This is a genomic window from Mycobacterium paraffinicum (assembly GCF_001907675.1).
Classification (GTDB): Bacteria; Actinomycetota; Actinomycetes; order Mycobacteriales; family Mycobacteriaceae; genus Mycobacterium; species Mycobacterium paraffinicum_A.
This window is the reverse complement of sequence record NZ_MPNT01000010.1, coordinates 1-18,807: the sequence shown is the minus strand read 5'-3', so window position 1 is coordinate 18,807 and position 18,807 is coordinate 1. Positions and strand designations below refer to the sequence as shown.

General features: G+C 69.0%; 16 protein-coding genes and 1 pseudogene. 6 read left to right on the top strand and 11 right to left on the bottom strand.

The annotated features are described in order from the left end of the window. The first annotated feature begins 49 nt into the window (after nt 1-49). A complete protein-coding gene (locus BRW65_RS12785; RefSeq protein WP_073875127.1) occupies nt 50-430 on the top strand; it encodes a hypothetical protein in 381 nt (126 codons plus the stop codon). After that, nucleotides 427-777, top strand: a complete 351-nt coding sequence (locus BRW65_RS12780; protein WP_073875125.1) for a DUF3817 domain-containing protein — start codon at nt 427-429, stop codon at nt 775-777. The genes BRW65_RS12785 and BRW65_RS12780 overlap by 4 nt, the downstream gene beginning before the upstream one ends. Before the next feature lie 37 nt (nt 778-814). On the opposite strand, the gene rdgB is transcribed toward BRW65_RS12780, so the two are convergent. From rdgB to clpS, 8 genes are all read right to left on the bottom strand, one after another. Beyond that, nucleotides 815-1,420, bottom strand: coding sequence for an RdgB/HAM1 family non-canonical purine NTP pyrophosphatase (gene rdgB, locus BRW65_RS12775; protein WP_073875123.1), 606 nt, complete (start codon nt 1,418-1,420; stop codon nt 815-817). A gap of 44 nt (nt 1,421-1,464) precedes the next feature. After that, entirely contained in the window at nt 1,465-2,244 is a 780-nt protein-coding gene (gene rph / locus BRW65_RS12770; protein ID WP_073875121.1) for a ribonuclease PH, read from the bottom strand. 22 nt (nt 2,245-2,266) lie between these two features. After that, nucleotides 2,267-3,049 carry a cyclic nucleotide-degrading phosphodiesterase gene (locus tag BRW65_RS12765; RefSeq protein WP_073875119.1) on the bottom strand — a complete coding sequence of 261 codons (783 nt, stop codon included), beginning with the start codon at nt 3,047-3,049 and terminating at the stop codon, nt 2,267-2,269. A 190-nt stretch (nt 3,050-3,239) separates the two neighbouring features. Beyond that, complete coding sequence (gene murI / locus BRW65_RS12760; RefSeq protein ID WP_073875117.1) at nt 3,240-4,055, bottom strand: glutamate racemase; 816 nt, start codon at nt 4,053-4,055, stop codon at nt 3,240-3,242. Further along, a complete protein-coding gene (locus BRW65_RS12755) occupies nt 4,052-4,732 on the bottom strand; it encodes a rhomboid family intramembrane serine protease (protein WP_084187810.1) in 681 nt (226 codons plus the stop codon). Before BRW65_RS12755 ends, murI begins: the two co-directional genes overlap by 4 nt. 36 nt (nt 4,733-4,768) lie before the next feature. Next, nucleotides 4,769-5,812, bottom strand: coding sequence for a P1 family peptidase (locus BRW65_RS12750; RefSeq protein ID WP_073875115.1), 1,044 nt, complete (start codon nt 5,810-5,812; stop codon nt 4,769-4,771). 17 nt (nt 5,813-5,829) lie between these two features. Further along, entirely contained in the window at nt 5,830-6,411 is a 582-nt protein-coding gene (locus BRW65_RS12745; protein ID WP_073875113.1) for a DUF2017 domain-containing protein, read from the bottom strand. A gap of 25 nt (nt 6,412-6,436) precedes the next feature. Then, complete coding sequence (clpS, locus tag BRW65_RS12740; RefSeq protein ID WP_073875111.1) at nt 6,437-6,742, bottom strand: ATP-dependent Clp protease adapter ClpS; 306 nt, start codon at nt 6,740-6,742, stop codon at nt 6,437-6,439. Between the two features lie 67 nt (nt 6,743-6,809). Here clpS and BRW65_RS12735 point away from each other — a divergent pair, with 67 nt between their 5' ends. Next, nucleotides 6,810-8,123, top strand: coding sequence for a nicotinate phosphoribosyltransferase (locus BRW65_RS12735; RefSeq protein WP_073875108.1), 1,314 nt, complete (start codon nt 6,810-6,812; stop codon nt 8,121-8,123). Nucleotides 8,124-8,141: 18 nt separating this feature from the next. After that, a complete protein-coding gene (locus tag BRW65_RS12730; RefSeq protein ID WP_073875104.1) occupies nt 8,142-10,151 on the top strand; it encodes an ATP-dependent DNA helicase in 2,010 nt (669 codons plus the stop codon). A gap of 2 nt (nt 10,152-10,153) precedes the next feature. Here BRW65_RS12730 and glgP read toward each other — a convergent pair whose 3' ends face one another. Then, a complete protein-coding gene (gene glgP, locus BRW65_RS12725) occupies nt 10,154-12,799 on the bottom strand; it encodes an alpha-glucan family phosphorylase (RefSeq protein WP_073875102.1) in 2,646 nt (881 codons plus the stop codon). A gap of 345 nt (nt 12,800-13,144) precedes the next feature. Between glgP and BRW65_RS12720 the strand changes: the two genes are divergently transcribed. Continuing rightward, nucleotides 13,145-15,259 carry an alpha-1,4-glucan--maltose-1-phosphate maltosyltransferase gene (locus tag BRW65_RS12720; RefSeq protein ID WP_073875100.1) on the top strand — a complete coding sequence of 705 codons (2,115 nt, stop codon included), beginning with the start codon at nt 13,145-13,147 and terminating at the stop codon, nt 15,257-15,259. Nucleotide 15,260: 1 nt separating this feature from the next. Then, nucleotides 15,261-17,456 carry a 1,4-alpha-glucan branching protein GlgB gene (glgB, locus tag BRW65_RS12715; RefSeq protein ID WP_073875098.1) on the top strand — a complete coding sequence of 732 codons (2,196 nt, stop codon included), beginning with the start codon at nt 15,261-15,263 and terminating at the stop codon, nt 17,454-17,456. Nucleotides 17,457-17,540: 84 nt separating this feature from the next. Here glgB and BRW65_RS12710 read toward each other — a convergent pair whose 3' ends face one another. Further along, nucleotides 17,541-18,464, bottom strand: a complete 924-nt coding sequence (locus BRW65_RS12710) for a tetratricopeptide repeat protein (RefSeq protein WP_073875096.1) — start codon at nt 18,462-18,464, stop codon at nt 17,541-17,543. A gap of 179 nt (nt 18,465-18,643) precedes the next feature. Continuing rightward, a pseudogene (locus BRW65_RS12705) lies at nt 18,644-18,807 on the bottom strand (acetyl-CoA C-acyltransferase); the annotation flags it as partial.

Here is an 18,807-nt window from a genome sequence, read left to right as displayed (position 1 = left end):
CGCCTCGACGAATTCGTCGGACCCAAATCGTGAGCGGTACCGTCAAGGGGTGTCCACTACGCGTCGTCGCAGGCCTGCGCTGATCGCCTTGGTGATCGTCGCGGCCTGCGGTTGCCTGGCACTGGGCTGGTGGCAGTGGACCAGGTTCCAGTCCGTTTCGGGCACGTTCCAGAACCTCGGCTATGCGTTGCAGTGGCCACTGTTCGCCTGGTTCTGCGTCTACGCGTACCGCAAATACGTGCGCTACGAAGAGCTGCCGCCGGAGCCCCGACACGACACCGCCCTCACCGAGATTCCCCCCGGCCTGCTACCCGAGCGACCCAAACCGGTGCCGCGGCCGTCCGACGATCCCGCGCTTGCGGAGTACAACGCCTACCTGGCCGAGCTGGCCAAACACGACACCGAGAAACAGAACAGGACCACCGCATGACCACACCGGAGACGCCCGGCGCGCCCGCGTCGGCATTCCCCGTCGAGAAGATCCGCACCGCGTTGCTCGGCTACCGGATCATGGCGTGGACGACGGGCCTGTGGCTGATCGCGTTGTGCTACGAGATCGTCTCGCATCTGGCCTTTCACCACGAGATCCGCTGGATCGAGGTGGTCCACGGTTGGGTCTACTTCGTCTACGTGCTGACAGCCTTCAACCTGGCGATCAAGGTGCGGTGGCCGATTCCCAAGACGATCGGGGTGCTGCTTGCCGGGACGATCCCGCTCTTGGGCATCATCGTCGAGCACTTCCAGACCAAGGACGTTAAGACCCGCTTCGGCCTGTAGGGCTCGAGCGTGCGGCTGGCTTCACACTCCGCTGCCCCTAAGCCAGGCCGCGTAGCGCCGGCACCAGCTGTGCCAACGCGCGGCCGCGATGGGAGACCGCGTCCTTCTCCTCGGGGCTGAGCTCCGCCGCGGTGCGGTCGGCACCGTGCGGAACGAAGACCGGGTCATAGCCGAAACCGCCGTCGCCCCTCGCTTCCCGAGCGATGCTCCCGGGCCACTCGCCGCGGACGACGACCTCGCCGGACGGCCCGACCAGGGCGCAGGCGGACACGAACGCCGCGCCGCGCCGGTCGTCGGGCACGTCGCGCAACTGGGCCAGCAGCAGAGCGGTGTTGGCGGCGTCGTCGCCGTGGTTGCCCGACCAGCGCGCCGACAGCACGCCGGGCATCCCGTTCAGCGCGGCAACCTCCAGACCGGAATCGTCGGCGACCGCCGCCAGGCCCGTCGCGGCGAACGCATCCCGCGCCTTGGCCAACGCGTTCTCCTCGAAGGTGGCGCCTGTTTCGGGCGCCTCGTCGAACGGGGGCACGTCGTGCAACGACACCAACGTCAGCTTCGTCAGGCCGGCCGCGTCGAGCACCCGGCGCAGCTCGGCCAGCTTCTTGCCGTTGCGGCTGGCGACCAGGAGGCGTGATGATCGCAAGCGCGGCGAAGCCGGGCGCCGCGGGTCATCACCATCTGGCACGGTCAGCTGCCGAACGCCTTCGGCGGCGGCGCCCCCTCGGGCAACTCGCCCGGGTACGGCAGGGCCAGCGCCTCGCGCTGGGCGGCGAACAACTTGTCGCAGGCGGCCAGCGCGACGTCGAGCATCTTGTCCAGCGTCGAACGCGGGAAGGTCGCCCCCTCGCCGGTCCCCTGCACCTCCACGAGTGTCCCGGTGTCGGTGGCGACGACGTTCATGTCGACCTCGGCCCGCGCGTCTTCCTCGTAGGGCAGGTCCACCCGAATTCGCCCGTCGACCACCCCGACGCTGACCGCCGCGATGGCGCACGACAGCGGCCGGGGATCGGACAGCTTGCCTGCCGCCGCCAGGTAGGTCACGGCGTCGGCGAGCGCGACGAAGGCGCCGGTGATGGCGGCGGTGCGGGTGCCGCCGTCGGCCTGCAGCACGTCGCAGTCGACGGCGATGGTGTTCTCCCCCAACGCCGCCAGGTCGATGCAGGCCCGCAGCGAGCGGCCGACCAGCCGGCTGATCTCCTGGGTGCGCCCGGACAGCCGTCCCTTGACGGCTTCGCGGTCGGAGCGCGTGTGGGTGGCCGATGGCAACATTGCGTACTCGGCGGTCAGCCATCCCAGGCCCGACCCCTTGCGCCAGCGCGGGACGCCCTCGGTGACGCTGGCGGTGCACATGACCTTGGTGTGGCCGAATTCGATCAGCACCGACCCCGCCGGGTGATCGGTGAACCCTCGGGTGATGACTACGGGGCGAAGCTCGTCATCGAGGCGTCCGTCTTCTCGTCTGGTCACGACGCCACCCTAACGCGGGCGCTCAGACCCTTTCAGAGCGGCGGATGTCGAACGTTTCTCCGCACACGACCGCGTGCACGGGACCGTCGAACTCGGCCTTGGCCTCACTGATCACGTCCTCACGCGAGGTCCACGGCGGGATGTGCGTGAGCAGCAGCTCGCGAACGCCGGCCTGCGCCGCGGTCCTGCCGGCCTCGGTGCCCGACAGGTGCAGAGCGGGCGGGCGATCCGGCGAGTGGGTCCAAGAGGCTTCGCAGAGGAAGACGTCGGCGTCGCGAGCGAGCTCGACCAGCTGATCACACATACCGGTGTCGCCGCTGTAGACGAACGAGGCGCCGGTGGCATCGGTGATCCTCATGCCGTAGGACTCCGTCGGGTGGGCCACCACCCGCGGCGTCACCGTGAGCGACCCGAACGTCACCGGTTCGCCGTCGACCCAGTGCCGAACGTCGAAAATGTCTGAGCAATCATCGATTTCGCCCCCATATGGTGACGAGGCGGCACCCAGCCGGGACCAGGTGTCACCGGGGCCGTACAACAACGCCTTGCCGCCGGGGCGCGAGGGGTGATAGCGCCGCCACACGAACAGGCCGGGCAGATCGAGGCAGTGATCGGCGTGCAGATGCGACAGCAGCACGTGCACGGAGGCGGGATCGGCGAAGCGCTGCAGAGCGCCCAATACGCCGCCGCCGAAGTCGATGACCAACGGCGGAGTGTCCGGTGCCCGGAGCAGATAACCCGACGCGGGCGAATCCGGCCCCACCACGCTGCCCGAGCAGCCGAGCACGGTTATTCGCACGGACACTACTGTGCCATGCCCGATGCGACCGTGACGAAAACATCGCCGCATTCGTGTGATGAGAATCTCGCCGTCGCCATCGCTGGCACATGGCGATCACAAGCGCGGCGAAGCCGGACGAAGTGGGTCGCCATCGCTGGCACATGGCGATCACAAGCGCGGCGAAGCCGGGCGAAGTGGGTCGCCATCGCTGGCACTAGTCGATCCGCACATGGTGGACGGGCTGCACGCCGGTGACCGCGGGACCCAGGAATCGGGCCGCCAACTTGGTGAACGCCTCGGGATCGCCGGTGGCTTCGAAGACCCGGGTCGCGGCCGGCGCGTCATGCGGGCGCAGCAGGTCGCGCTCGGTGAGCACCCGCAGCACCTCCTTGGCGGTTTCCTCGGCGCTGGACACCAACGTCACGTGCTCGCCCATCGCCAACTGGATCAACCCGGATAGCAGCGGGTAGTGGGTGCACCCGAGCACCAACGTGTCGACCTGGGCGCGCTGCAGCGGCTCCAGGTACCCCTCGGCCAGCCCCAGCACCTGGCGTCCGCTGGTCACGCCGCGCTCGACGAAGTCGACGAAGCGCGGACAGGCCACCGCGGTGATCTCGGTGTCGCGGGCCGCGGCGAACGCGTCCTGGTAGGCGTGCGAGTTGATGGTCGCCCGCGTGCCGATGACGCCGATGCGACCGTTGCGCGTCGTGGCGACCGCGCGGCGCACCGCCGGCAGGATGACCTCGACGACCGGCACGTCGTAACGCTCACGGGCGTCCCGCAGGCAGGCCGCCGACGCGGTGTTGCACGCGATCACCAAAGCCTTGACGCCGCGGCCCACCAGGTCGTCGCCGATGGCCAGCGCATGCGCGCGGACTTCGGGGATGGTGAGTGGACCGTACGGCCCGTGGCCGGTGTCGCCGACGTAGACGATGTCCTCGTCGGGCAGTTGGTCGATGATGGCCCGCGCGACGGTCAGTCCTCCGACGCCGGAGTCGAAGATCCCGACGGGCGCCAACGGCGAGGTCATGTCGTGGGGCGCGGCGTCACGGCGCCGGCTTTTCTCTTCGCGCGGGCCTTGCGTTCCGGCGCGGACAACCAGTACGCGGCGATGACACCGGCGATCGCGCCACAGAGGTGACCCTGCCACGACACGCCGCCGCACCTGCCGAGCACCGGCATGGCACCCAGCAGCACGCCGCCGTAGGCGAACAACACCACCAGTCCGATCGCGATGTCGGCGAACCTGCGCACGAAGATCCCGAACACGAGCAGGAAGGCCAGCCAGCCGAAGATCAGGCCGGACGCCCCGATGTGATCGGTCGGCCCGCAGGCGCTGCCCACGTTGCCGATCAGCCAGGTGCCGAAACCGCCGAGGATCCATACGATCGCCGTGGCCCAGACGAATCGGCTCAGCCCGGCCAGCGTCATCAGAAAACCCAGCACCAGAAGCGGGATCGTGTTGGCCATCAGATGCTGCCAGTTGGCGTGCAGGACCGGGGCGAAGACGATCCCCCACAGCCCATCGGCCTCGAGCGGCCTGATGCCGTTTTCGTCCAGGGAATGCCGCGTCAGCTGATCGATGAGCTCGATCAGGTAGAGCAGGGCGACAAAGGTGAGGATCGTGGCCCCGCCCACCATCCACGTCGGCCGCTTCGCCGAGCCGGCGGGCGCGCCGGGGCGTCCCTTCGGGGTCGTCTTACCCATAGCTGCAGGTTACCGGCACCGACGACAGCGAACTCCTCATCGGGCGAACGCCCCGGGCAACAGGCCGCGGAAGGTCGGTATCCCCGCCACCGAATCCGCGGCGAACACTCCGACCAACACCGCCCGCGCCAGGCAGTCGGCCGCCGCGGCACCCACCTCCGCGGCGAGCCGCATCTCCGGCGAGAAGGAGGCCGGCGAATCGGCCACGGGCGGCACCTCCACCGCCCCGGTCGCCAACGCGAAGATCGTGTCGCCGTCGTACGGGGTGTGCGCGGGGCGGACGGCGCGGGCCAGGCCGTCCTGGGCGGCGACGGCGACGCGGCGGCACGCGGCCGGGCTCAGCGCCGCGTCGGTCGCCACCACCCCGATGACGGTGTTGAGCGAGTTCTCGAGCGGAGCCGCCTTGGTGGGCAGCCGCGCGAAGGCGTCGACCTGCTCGGCCGGTGGTGGTTGCAGCCCGAACTCGTCGATCAAGTCCGCCATCCACGGCAGGCCGGTCGACCGGTCGGCGACGTCGCCGGCGGAGTTCACCACGACGACCGCACCGACGCTCACCCCGCACGGCAAAGCCGTCGAGGCCGTCCCGACGCCGCCCTTGAGCGCCCCCGCGCGCGCCCCGACGCCGGCGCCGACGCTCCCGACGGCCGGCGGTCCCTCGCCGCCCGCGGCGGCTTCGCACGCCTGGTAACCGAACTCCGCGGTAGGACGGCATTCCCAGCCGCCGACCGGCAGATCGAAGATCACCGCGCCGGGCACGATGGGCACCACCCCGCCATCCATAGCCACGCCGCGGCCGCGTTCCTCCAGCCAGCGCATGATGCCGTCGGCCGCCGCCAGACCGTAGGCGCTGCCGCCCGCGAGCAATACCGCGTCGACGTACCGGACGGTGTTGGCGGGATCGAGCAGGTCGGTCTCCCGGGTGCCGGGCGCACCGCCGCGGCAATCCACCGCGCCCACCGTCCCGGGCGGCGTCAGCACGACGGTGACGCCGCAGGCCCATCCGGCGCCCATGGTCGCGTCGGGGTCGAGCCGTTGGTGATGCCCGACGAGGATGCCCCCGACGTCGGTGATGGCGTCCATCCGGCGGCCATCGAGGCTCATCGGGGCCCCATCAGCACCAGGACGAGGTATTCCTGCAGGACGGTCAGCCATTGGTAAACGTCGAAGTGCACCGCCAGCGGATGGTCGGTGGGCAGGCGCTCCGGGCCTTGCGGACCGACGTCGAGCATGACCCCCAGCGTCAGCCGGATGTCGTTGACCGCGGCGACCCAGGCGTTCGCGTCCTCCTCGCTCAGGTCGAACCGGCCGCCGCCCTCGGGAACGGTATCCAACAACCGCTGCGCGGCAAGGCGTTTGGCGTCGATGATCTCGGGCTCGTGCAGGCTGCGCAGCGCGGCGTTGAGACTTTCCGCGACGTCGGGGCCCGAGGGGTCAGCGTCGTCCGGATGGACGAAATCGGGCAGCAGCCGGCGCAGCGTCGGATCCCTGGGAGGCTCGCTGCTTCCAGTCTTGATGCCGGTGATCTCCTCGAGTTCGTCTGAGGGAGAGGCAGATTCACGCTCATCGAGCAACCCGACCATGGCGGTCGCCAGGTTATTCAGCAGGGCAGCTTCGTGAGCCGCCAGCGCGGACCGGAACCGGGGACCGTCCGCGGTCTCGACGCGCTTCCATTTGCGCACAGCTAATCGCCGAGGCCCTCGAGGATTACCGGTCCTGCTGCAGGGTCGCCCACAAACCGGCGGCATGCAGCTTGGACACGTCGACTTCCATGGATTCCCGGCTGCCCGCCGACACCACCGCCCTGCCTTCGTTGTGCACCTGCAGCATCAGCTTGGTGGCGTGCGGCTCGCTATAACCGAACAACTTCTGGAACACATACGTCACGTAGGTCATCAGGTTGACCGGGTCATCCCACACGATCGTGACCCACGGACTAGCCGTGACGTCTACCGGGGCGGACTCGCGTTGTGCTGTAGTGCCCGGCTTAGTGGGCGCTGACATTACAACCATGGCTCACACGATACCGAGGGTTAGGTGAGGTTTCCGAGCCCCCGACGGCAGCCGATACCGTTATGGAATGAATGACCCGGTCGTAACTGGGCTGCTTACCGACAAGTACGAGTTGACGATGCTGGCGGCGGCGCTGCGAGACGGCACGGCCGAGCGCACGACGACCTTCGAATTGTTCGCACGCCGGCTTCCCGAGGGCCGCCGTTACGGCGTGGTGTGCGGCACCGGGCGGCTGCTCGAGGCGTTGCCGCAATTCGGCTTCGGCGACGAGGCGTGCGAGTCACTGGCGGAATTCCTCGATCCAGATACGTTGCGCTACTTGCGCGATTTCCGTTTCGGGGGCGACATCGACGGTTACGCCGAAGGCGAGCTGTACTTCCCCGGGTCGCCCGTGCTGTCGGTGACCGGCACGTTCGCCGAGTGCGTCGTGCTCGAGACGCTGGCGCTGTCGATCTTCAATCACGACACGGCGGTCGCGTCGGCGGCGGCGCGGATGGTGAGCGCTGCCAGGGACCGCCCACTGATCGAGATGGGATCGCGCCGAACCCACGAGCACGCCGCGGTCGCCGCGGCGCGCGCCGCGTATATCGCCGGCTTCGCCGCGTCCTCCAACCTCGAGGCCCGGCGCCGATATGGCATTCCCGCGGAGGGCACCTCCGCGCACGCGTTCACGATGCTGCACGCGAGCGGCGAACCCGCCGAAGTGACCGAACTGGCCGCATTCCGCGCCCAGGTCGACGCGCTGGGCGCCGGCACCACGCTGCTGGTGGACACCTACGACGTGACGACCGGCGTGGCCAACGCCGTGGCTGCGGCCGGGGAGTCGCTCGGGGCGGTCCGCATCGACTCCGGCGAGCTGGGCGTGCTGACCCGCCAGGTCCGCGATCAGCTCGACCGGCTGGGCGCCACCAGGACCCGCATCGTGGTCTCCGGCGACCTCGACGAGTTCTCGATCGCCGCCTTGGGCGCCGAACCGGTCGACAGCTATGGCGTCGGCACGTCGCTCGTGACGGGTTCGGGCGCACCCACGGCGAACATGGTCTACAAGCTGGTCGAAGTGGACGGCCTGCCGGTGCAGAAGCGCAGCAGCCACAAGGAATCCCGCGGCGGCCGCAAGGAGGCGTTGCGCCTGATGCGCTCGTCCGGGACCGTCACCGAGGAGGTGGTGTATCCGGTGTGCCGCCCGCCCACGGTCACCGAACCGTCGCGGGCGTTGACCGTCCCGCTGGTGCGCGGCGGCGACCTGGTGTCCAAACCGAATGTGGCCGCGGCGCGCGAGCTGGTAGCTTCCGGGCTGCGCAGTCTGCCGTGGGAGGGCTTGAACCTGTCGCAGGGCGAGCCCGCGATCCCGACGACGCAGATTCCCGCCGCCCGCCCGTAGCACCGCAGAGCAAAGAGGATAGCCACGTCCGAAGTGTCCGTACCCGAGTTGCTGGCCCTCGCCGTGGCCGCGCTGGACGGCAGCGAGCGCAGCGGCCAACTCGAGATGGCCGACGCCGTCGCGCGGGCGTTCACCACCGGTGAGCATCTCGTGGTGCAGGCCGGCACCGGCACCGGGAAGTCGCTGGCCTACCTGGTCCCCGCGATCCTCCGCGCCATCGACGACGACTCGCCCGTCGTAGTGTCCACGGCCACCATCGCGCTGCAGCGCCAGCTCGTCGATCGCGACCTGCCCCGGCTCGTCGATTCGCTCGCCGATGCGCTCCCCCGCCGCCCGCGGTTCGCGCTGCTGAAGGGGCGTCGAAACTATCTGTGCCTGAACAAGATCCACAACGGCGGCGCGGAGGCCGAGGACGCCGCCGGCGACCGGCCGCAGGAAGAGCTCTTCGATCCCATGGCCGCCACCGCCTTGGGCCGCGACGTCCAACGGCTCACCGCATGGGCGTCGACGACCGAGTCCGGCGACCGCGACGACCTCAAACCCGGCGTGCCCGACCGGTCCTGGTCGCAGGTCAGCGTGTCGGCGCGGGAATGCCTGGGCGTCGCGCGTTGCCCGTTCGGCGCCGAGTGCTTCTCCGAACGGGCGCGGGGCAAAGCCGGCGCCGCCGACATCGTGGTGACCAACCACGCGCTGCTCGCCATCGACGCCGTGGCCGAATCGGCGGTGCTGCCCGAGCACGAGCTGCTGGTGGTGGACGAGGCCCACGAATTGGTCGACCGGGTGACGTCGGTGGCCACCGCCGAGCTGACGCCCGCCGCCCTGGGGGTGGCGGCGCGCCGGATCGCCCGGCTGGTGAATCCCGAACTGACACAACGCCTGGACGCGGCGACGGCCAACTTCGCCGCGGCGATTCACGAGGCCGCTCCGGGCCGTATCGACCGCCTCGACGACGAGCTGGCGACCTACCTGACCGCGCTGCGCGACGCGGCCGGCGCGGCACGCTCGGCGATCGACAGCACAAGCGATGCGAAAGCCGCCGCGGCCCGGGCCGAAGCGGTGGCGGCGCTGAGCGAGATCTCCGACACCGCCTCGCGCGTCCTCACGTCCTTCGCCCCGGCGATTCCGGACCGGACCGACGTGGTGTGGCTGGATCACGAGGACAACAGGGGCGCCATGCGCCCGGTGCTACGGGTGGCGCCGTTGTCGGTCGCGGGCCTGCTGCGCGACCGGGTGTTCTCCCGGTCCACCACGGTGTTGACGTCGGCCACGCTGGCCATCGGCGGGTCGTTCGACGCGATGGCGACGGCGTGGGGCCTGACCGCTGCGGACACCAACGACGCGCGCTGGCGCGGCATCGACGTCGGCTCGCCGTTCCACCACGCCAAGGCCGGGATCCTCTACGTCGCCGCCCACCTGCCGCCGCCGGGCCGCGACAGCACGGGTTCCGCCGAGCAGCTGACCGAAATCGAAGAGCTGATCACCGCGGCGGGCGGCCGGACCCTGGGACTGTTCTCGTCGATGCGGGCCGCGCGGGCCGCCGCGGAGGCCATGCGCCAGCGGCTGTCGATGCCGGTGTTATGCCAGGGCGACGACAGCACCTCCGCGCTGGTCGAGCAGTTCAGCGCCGACGCGCCGACCTCGCTGTTCGGCACCCTGTCGCTGTGGCAGGGCGTTGACGTGCCAGGTCCGTCGTTGTCCCTGGTGCTGATCGATCGCATCCCGTTTCCCCGGCCGGACGACCCGCTACTGGGCGCGCGCCAACGCGCGGTCGCCGCGCGCGGCGGCAACGGCTTCATGGCCGTCGCCGCCAGCCACGCTGCTCTGCTGCTGGCTCAGGGCTCGGGTCGGCTCCTGCGGCGCGTCAGCGACCGCGGAGTGGTGGCGGTGCTGGACTCGCGGATGGTGACGGCCGGCTACGGCCGCTACCTGTGCGCCTCGCTGCCGCCGTTCTGGCAGACCACGGACCCGGCCCAGGTTCGCGCCGCGCTGGAGCGGCTGCGCACCGCCTCCGAAAGCCAGCCCGCGTGAGCTCAGCGGGCCAGGGTAACCAGGCCGAGCTCGGCGCTGGAAGCAAGCATCGGATGGCGAGGCAGCACGCGGACCGTGTACCCGACCGCCCCGGCCAGCGGTAACGACAACGTCGTCGAGAACACCTGGTTGCCGCCTTCGGCGGTCCCGGTGTACGACATCTCGACGGTGACCGGATCCAGCAGCGCGTCGCTGGCGTCCACCCTTCCCACCAGCCCTTGAACCGTGACCTCGTCGGGCGCGAGCCCGTCCAGGGCCACCGTGGCGGTCAGCGTCAGCTTGGAGCCGAGCACCGGCGTGTCCGGCAGCCCGGTGCTGTCCACATCGGTGATGGTGATCTTCGGCCACGCCTCTTCGGCGCGCCGACGATAGCCGGCCACCTCGCGCGCGGCGCCGAATTCACCGACGTCCTCGCCCTCCTCGGCGGGCCCGACGGTCCTACGCAGCGACTGCGCGGCGTGCGTGTAGTACCGCTCCACGTAGTCGCGCACCATGCGCGAGGCCAGCACCTTGGGCCCGAGCGTTTGCAACGTGTGCCGCACCATCTCGATCCACCGTGGCGGCACGCCGTGTTCATCGCGCTCATAGAACTTGGGCGCGACGGCCTGTTCCAGCAGGTCGTAGAGCGCGCTGGCCTCCAGGTCGTCGCGGCGGCCCTCGTCGGCCACACCGTCGGCAGACGGTATCTCCCAACCGTTTTCGCCGTCGTACCATTCGTCCCACCAGCCATCGCGGATGGACAGGTTCAGCCCGCCGTTGAGCGCGCTCTTCATCCCGGAGGTGCCGCAGGCTTCCAGCGGCCGCAGCGGGTTGTTCAGCCAGACGTCGCATCCCCAGTACAAGTGCCGGGCCATGGACATGTCGTAGTCCGGCAGGAACGCGATGCGGTGGCGCACCTCCGGGCGGTCGGCGAAGCGCACCACCTGCTGGATCAGCGCCTTGCCGCCGTCGTCGGCGGGGTGCGACTTCCCGGCGACGATCAGCTGGATGGGCCTGTCCTCGTCGAGCAGCAGGCGTTCGAGCCGCTCCGCGTCGCGCAGCATCAGCGTCAGCCGCTTGTAGGTCGGCACCCGCCGGGCGAACCCGATGGTGAGCACGTTGGGATCGAATGCCGTTGTTATCCAACCTAGTTCGGCGTCCGATGCGCCACGTTCGAGCCAGGACTTGCGCAGCCGGCGCCGGACGTCATCGACCAGCGACGTGCGCAGTTGCGAACGGATCCACCAGAGATGGCCCGCATCAACCTGGTTCAGCCGCAGCCAGACGCCGGGATCACCGAAGGAATCGGAACCGGCCAGCTCACGACCCAGCTGCAACCATTGCGGCGCCGCCCAGGTGCGCGCGTGCACTCCGTTGGTGATGGACCCGATCGGCACCTCGTTCGAGTCGAATCCGGGCCACAGCTCGTTGAACATGGCCCGACTGACCTCGCCGTGCAGCAGCGAGACGCCGTTGGCGCGCTGCGCCAACCGCAATCCCATGTGGGCCATGTTGAATTTGGTCGGGTCGTCCTCGGCGCCGAGCGCGAGTATGCGGGCGGTCGGCACGCCGGGCAACAACGCGGGCGCGTTCTTGCCACCCGCCTTTTCCGCCTTCTTCCCGGGGTCCTCCTCGATGTGCCCGTCGAAGTAGAGCCGCACCATGTCGATCGGGAATCGGTCGATACCGGCGGGCACCGGGGTGTGGGTGGTGAACACCGTGCTGGAACGCACGACGGCCAGCGCGGTGTCGAAGTCGAGTCCGGCATCGGTCATCAACTCGCGGATGCGTTCGGCACCCAGGAAGCCGGCGTGCCCCTCGTTCATGTGGAACACCTCGGGCGCCGGCAGGCCTTCGACGGCGGTGAACGCGCGGATCGCCCGCACCCCACCGATGCCGGCCAGCAGCTCCTGACGCATCCGGTGTTCCTGGTCACCGCCGTACAACCGGTCGGTGATGCTGCGCAGTTCGTGCTCGTTTTCGGGGACGTCGGAGTCGAGCAGGAGCAGCGGAACCCGCCCCACCTGCGCGACCCAGATCCGCGCGTGCAGCTGGGCGGAGTCGGGAAGCGTCAGCTCGACGAGGACGGGATCCCCGGTGGCGTCGGTGAGCAGCCGCAACGGCAACCCCTGCGGGTCGAGCGACGGGTACGTCTCGTTCTGCCAGCCGTCCGCGGTCAGCGACTGACGGAAATACCCGGACCGGTAGTACAGGCCCACCGCCACCAGCGGTACCCCCAAGTCGGAGGCCGCCTTCAGGTGGTCCCCGGCGAGGATGCCCAGGCCGCCCGAGTAATTCGGCAGCACCTCGGCTACGCCGAACTCCATCGAGAAATAGGCGATGGCCGTCGGCATCGCCACACCGTCGGCCTGCTGCTGCTGATACCACAGCGGCCGGGACAGGTAATCGTTCAGTTCGGCGGCCAACTCGTCGAGCCGCCCGAGGAAGTTTTCGTCGAGCGCCAACTCGTCGAGCCGTGCCGGATTCACCGCGCCCAGCAATGCCACCGGATCAGACCCGCACCGCTCCCACAGGTCCACGTCGACGGTCGCAAACAAGTCCTGGGTCGGTTTGTCCCATGACCATCGCAAGTTGGTCGACAACTGGTCCAGCGCGGCCAGCCGTTCGGGAAGGTGAGCACGGACGGTAAAGCGGCGGAGGGCTTTCACGCATCCTTACCTTACTGAGGATTTCGCGTCGCGCACGACGGCGGAGGAGAGCTTTTCCCGCCGGGGGTGTGACCGGACACTAGGGTGGGTATCGGTTAGTTATTGGGGCCGCAACGGCGCTTCCCCGCAGAGGAAGTTCCGCACGACAGGAAGTTTTCGCCAGACGAGAGGCATCCCGCGACGGAGCACACGCGGTTTGCCCGCACACAATCGGAACCAGCCGACGACGATGCGGTCCGAGTCCGAGGAAGCGGATCGAGCAGGAGTCGGCCAGTCGGAACTGCCGGCGGCTCCGCGACCCGAGAGATCGGGCCGGGAGAAACGGGCAAATCGGAACGGAGTGTTGTGCCTGGTCGTGTTGAGATCGATAACGTCCAACCCGTCGTCTCATGCGGCGCGTACCCCGCCAAGGCCGTGGTCGGTGAGATCGTCCCCGTCAGCGCGGCGGTGTGGCGGGAAGGCCACGAGGCCGTCGCGGCGACGCTGGTCGTGCGCTACCACGGGCCGCGCTATCCGCAGGTAACGGAAACCCGCCGAATCAAAGCAGTTCAAGCCCCCGTCCAAGCCGCGACGGAAGTCGACGGCGTTGTGGACCAGCAACGGGTCAAGCCGCTGCTGCTGCCGATGACGATGGGCCTCGAGCCGTACGTGTTCCACGGGCAATTCACGCCCGACCGGGTCGGCCTGTGGACCTTCCGCGTGGACGGCTGGGGCGACCCCATCGACTCCTGGCGGCATGGCGTAGTCGCCAAGCTCGAGGCCGGCCAGGGCGAGACGGAACTATCGAACGACCTGCTGGTCGGGGCCGGGCTGTTCGAGCGCGCAGCGACGGGGGTGCCGCGCGCCAAGCGCGAGCCGCTGCTGGCGGCCGCCGCGGCGTTGCGCAATCCGGGTGACCCCGTCACCCGCACCGCGTTGGCCCTCGCGCCCGAAATCGACGAGATCCTGGCCGAGTATCCGTTGCGCGATCTGGTCACCCGCGGCGAGCAGTACGGAGTGTGGGTGGACCGGCCGCTGGCCCGCTTCGGCGCCTGGTACGAGATGTTCCCGCGTTCGACCGGCGGCTGGGACGCCGACGGCAAGCCCGTGCACGGCACGTTCGCCACGGCGGCCGCCCAGCTTCCGCGGATCGCGGCGATGGGATTCGACGTCGTTTACCTGCCGCCGATCCACCCGATCGGCAAGGTACATCGCAAGGGGCGCAACAACTCTCCGACCGCCGCCCCCGGAGATGTGGGTTCGCCGTGGGCGATCGGCAGTGATGAGGGCGGCCACGACGCCATCCACCCGGAGTTGGGCACCATCGAGGATTTCGACGCCTTCGTCGCCGCAACGCGCGAACTGGGCATGGAGGTGGCCTTGGACCTGGCGCTGCAGTGCGCCCCGGACCACCCCTGGGCGCGGGACCACCGGGAGTGGTTCACCGAATTGCCCGACGGCACCATCGCCTATGCGGAGAACCCGCCGAAGAAGTATCAGGACATCTATCCGCTGAACTTCGACAACGACCCGGCGGGTCTCTACGACGAGGTGCTGCGCGTGGTGCGGCACTGGATGGACCACGGCGTCAAGTTCTTTCGGGTGGACAATCCGCACACCAAGCCGCCGAACTTCTGGGCGTGGCTGATCGCCCAGGCGAAGGGCATTGACCCCGACGTGCTGTTCCTGTCGGAGGCGTTCACGCCGCCGGCCCGGCAGTACGGTCTGGCCAAGCTCGGGTTCACCCAGTCCTACAGCTACTTCACCTGGCGCACTACCAAGCAGGAACTCACCGAATTCGGCGACGCCATCGCCGCCGCCGCGGACTTCCGGCGGCCGAACCTGTTCGTGAACACGCCCGACATCCTGCACGCCATCTTGCAGCACAACGGCCCCGGCATGTTCGCGATCCGCGCGGTGTTGGCGGCGACCATGAGTCCGGCGTGGGGCGTGTATTCCGGCTACGAGCTGTTCGAACATCGCGCGGTGCGGGAGGGCAGCGAGGAGTACCTGGACTCGGAGAAATACGAACTGCGGCCTCGCGATTTCGCGGGCGCGCTGGCCGAGGGCCGCTCGCTGGAGCCGTTCATCACGCTGCTCAACTCGATTCGCCGGCTACATCCGTCGCTGCAGCAGTTGAGAACCATTCATTTCCACGCGGTGGACAACGACGCATTGCTGGCCTACAGCAAGTTCGACCCGGCGACCGGCGACTGCGTGTTGGTGGTGGTGACGCTCAACGCGTTCGGCCCCGAAGAAGCCACCCTGTTTTTGGACATGGCGGCTTTGGGTATGGAGCCCTACGAACGATTTTGGGTGCGCGACGAAATCACCGGCCAAGAATTTCAATGGGGGCAAGCAAACTACGTTCGCATCGACCCTGCGCGAGCGGTCGCGCATGTGATCAACATGCCACTCGTCCCGCAGGAGTCGCGAACGAAGCTGCTCCGCAGGCCACCGAACGGACCGGAGGGATTGTGACATGAGCCAAGCCGACCAACTGGCCAGGACGCACCTGGCGCCCGACCCGACCGACCTGGCCCGCCTGCTGGCCGGCACGCATTACAACCCGCACGGCATCCTGGGCGCCCACGAGTACGCCGATCACACCGTCATCCGGGCCTTCCGCCCGCATGCGGCCGAGGTGGTCGCACTCGTCGGAGACGATCGGTTTCCCTTGGAGCACATCGAATCCGGCTTGTTTGCCACGGTCCTGCCGTTCACCAACCTGATCGACTACCGGCTGCAAATCAGATACGAGGGCGCCGACCCGTACACCGTCGCCGACGCGTACCGGTTCCTGCCCACCCTGGGTGAGGTCGACCTATTCCTGTTCGGCGAGGGTCGACACGAGCGGCTGTGGGAAGTCCTTGGCGCGCATCCGCGTTCGTTCACCACCGCCGACGGCGTGGTCAACGGGGTGTCCTTCGCGGTGTGGGCGCCCAATGCCAAGGGCGTCAGCCTCATCGGCGAGTTCAACGGCTGGACCGGCAGCGACGCTCCCATGCGCTCGCTCGGCTCGTCCGGCGTGTGGGAGCTGTTCTGGCCGGACTTCCCCATCGGCGGCCTGTACAAGTTTCGCGTGCACGGCGCCGACGGCGTCGTCACCGAGCGCGCCGACCCAATGGCCTTCGCGACCGAAGTCCCGCCGCACACCGCCTCCCGCGTCACGCGCAGCAGTTACACCTGGCAGGACACCGAATGGATGGAGGAGCGCGCCCGACGCAATCCGGTGTTCGAACCGATGAGCACCTACGAGGTACACCTGGGCTCGTGGCGTCCCGGGCTCGGTTACCGGCAGCTCGCCGAGGAGCTGACGAATTACGTGGTGGGGCACGGCTTCACCCACGTGGAGCTGCTCCCCGTCGCCGAGCACCCGTTCGCCGGGTCCTGGGGCTACCAGGTGACGTCGTACTACGCGCCGACGTCGCGGTTCGGCTCGCCCGACGAATTCCGGGCCCTGGTCGACGCACTGCACCGCGCCGGCATCGGCGTCATCGTGGACTGGGTGCCGGCGCACTTCCCGAAGGACGCCTGGGCGCTGGGACGTTTCGACGGCACCCCGCTCTATGAACACGCAGACCCTAAGCGTGGTGAGCAACTCGACTGGGGCACTTACGTTTTCGACTTCGGACGCGCCGAGGTGCGCAACTTCCTGGTGGCCAACGCGCTGTATTGGCTCGAGGAGTACCACGTCGACGGACTGCGGGTGGACGCGGTCGCTTCCATGTTGTACCTGGACTACTCGCGCCCCGAGGGCGGCTGGACGCCCAATATCTACGGCGGCCGGGAGAACCTGGAGGCCGTCCAGTTCCTGCAGGAGATGAACGCCACGGTGCACAAGAGCGCCCCGGGCATCGTCACCATCGCCGAGGAGTCGACGTCGTGGCCGGGCGTCACGCGTCCGACAAACCTTGGCGGCCTGGGCTTTTCGATGAAGTGGAACATGGGCTGGATGCACGACACGCTCGACTACATCAGCCGGGACCCGATCTACCGCAACTACCACCACCACGAGATGACGTTCTCGATGTTGTATGCGTTCAGCGAGAATTATGTGCTGCCGATCAGTCACGACGAGGTGGTGCACGGCAAGGGCACCCTGTGGGGCCGCATGCCGGGCAACAACCACGTCAAGGCCGCCGGCCTGCGCAGCCTGCTCGCCTACCAGTGGGCACATCCCGGCAAGCAATTGCTGTTCATGGGGCAGGAATTCGGCCAGCGCGCCGAATGGTCCGAGGAACGCGGCTTGGACTGGTGGCAGCTCGACGAGCAAGGGTTCTCCAACGGCGTCGCGCGGCTGGTGCGTGACATCAACGCCATCTACCGCAGCCACCCCGCGCTGTGGAGCCAGGACACCATCCCCGACGGATACTCCTGGATCGATGCCAACGACTCGGCCAACAACGTGCTCAGCTTCCTGCGTTACGGCAGCGACGGATCCGTGATGGCGTGCATCTTCAACTTCGCGGGCAGCGAGCACAGCGGTTACCGGCTCGGGCTGCCGTCCGCCGGTCGCTGGCGCGAGGTGCTCAACACCGACGCGACGGACTACAACGGCTCCGGTATCGGCAACATGGGCGGAGTGGATGCCACCGAGGACCCCTGGCATGGGCGTCCCGCCTCGGCGGTGCTGGTGCTACCGCCCAACTCGGCCCTGTGGCTCGAGCCCGAGTAGGCCGCCGGCCGTCCAGCGCGAACGTCGACTTGTTGCTGAAATCCGGCCGCCGCTTTCGCCGCAAGAACCCGCGGACCGCGAACCTCAGTAGAGGGCGTTGGCGAGATTGCGCCGCCCGGCGACGACTTCGGGATCGGCGGGATCGAAGAGTTCGAAAAGCTCGATCAGCCGGGTGCGCACCCGGGTGCGCTCATCACCGGATGTGTTGCGCACCAAGGCGATCAGGCGCTCAAACGCCGCGCTCACGTCTTGGTTGAGGATTTCGACGTCGGCGGCCGCGAAGGCCGCGTCGACGTCGCTCGGTGCCGCATCGGCGGTGGCCACGGCGTCCGGTGGATGCGCGGTCGCGCGCGTGAGGAAGTCAATCTGCCGGATCGCGCCCTTGGCTTCGGCACTGCCCGGATTGGCGTCCAGTATCGCTTGGTACGCCCCTCGGGCGCCCTCGAAGTTGCCGGCTTCCAGTTGCTCACGGGCGGCGGCCAACTCGGGGTCGACCTCGTCGGTAGCGCCGGGACCGCCTGAGCCCCTGAGCTTCCCGGCGGTCGCGGAAAGAATCTGGTCCAACCAGCCGCGCAGCTGATCCGGCGGCTGTAGGCCCTGGAAACTCGAAATAGGCTGCCCGGCGGCCAAAGCCACGACGGTGGGCACCGCGTCGACACCGAATATCTGGGCCACCCTGGGCGCCACGTCGACGTTGACCGTGCCCAACGACCACTGTCCGTTGTCCTGGGCGGCCATGCCGGACAACGTGTCCAACAGCTGGACGCAGGCGTCGCTGCGCGGGGACCACAGCAGCACCACGACGGGCACTTCCTCGGACCGCAGCAGGACCTCGGCCTCGAAATTGGCCTCGGTGATCGCGGTGGCTCCCGGGCCGCCCTCGGCGGCCGACGGGCCGCCACCGCCTGGCCCGCCGCCCGGCGGTTGCTGCTGGGCACGCTGCTTGAGGCCGGACAGGTCGACGGCGCCGGCCATCGCGGGGCCGATCGAGGGTCGTGGACGCGTCACGCCGTCAAGTTTGTCATGCGCGTCGGTGACCGATCCACCCGGTGGGGCGGACCCTCAAACCCACCGCTGCCGCCGGAAAATCGCGCTGCGAGGCCGTTCCCCGGGCGGTATGACGAAGATCACAAAACTTCGGACGCGTCTGGACCCAGCAACGTCAGCGCGCCGGCGTTCCGGCCGCCTTACTGTGCCCGCAGGATCAGGGCGTCGCCCTGCCCACCGGCGCCGCACAGCGCGGCGACGCCGTATCCGCCGCCGCGCCGCGCCAGTTCCAGCGCCACGTGCAGCGTGATCCGCGCGCCCGACATGCCGATCGGGTGCCCGACGGCGATCGCGCCGCCGTTGA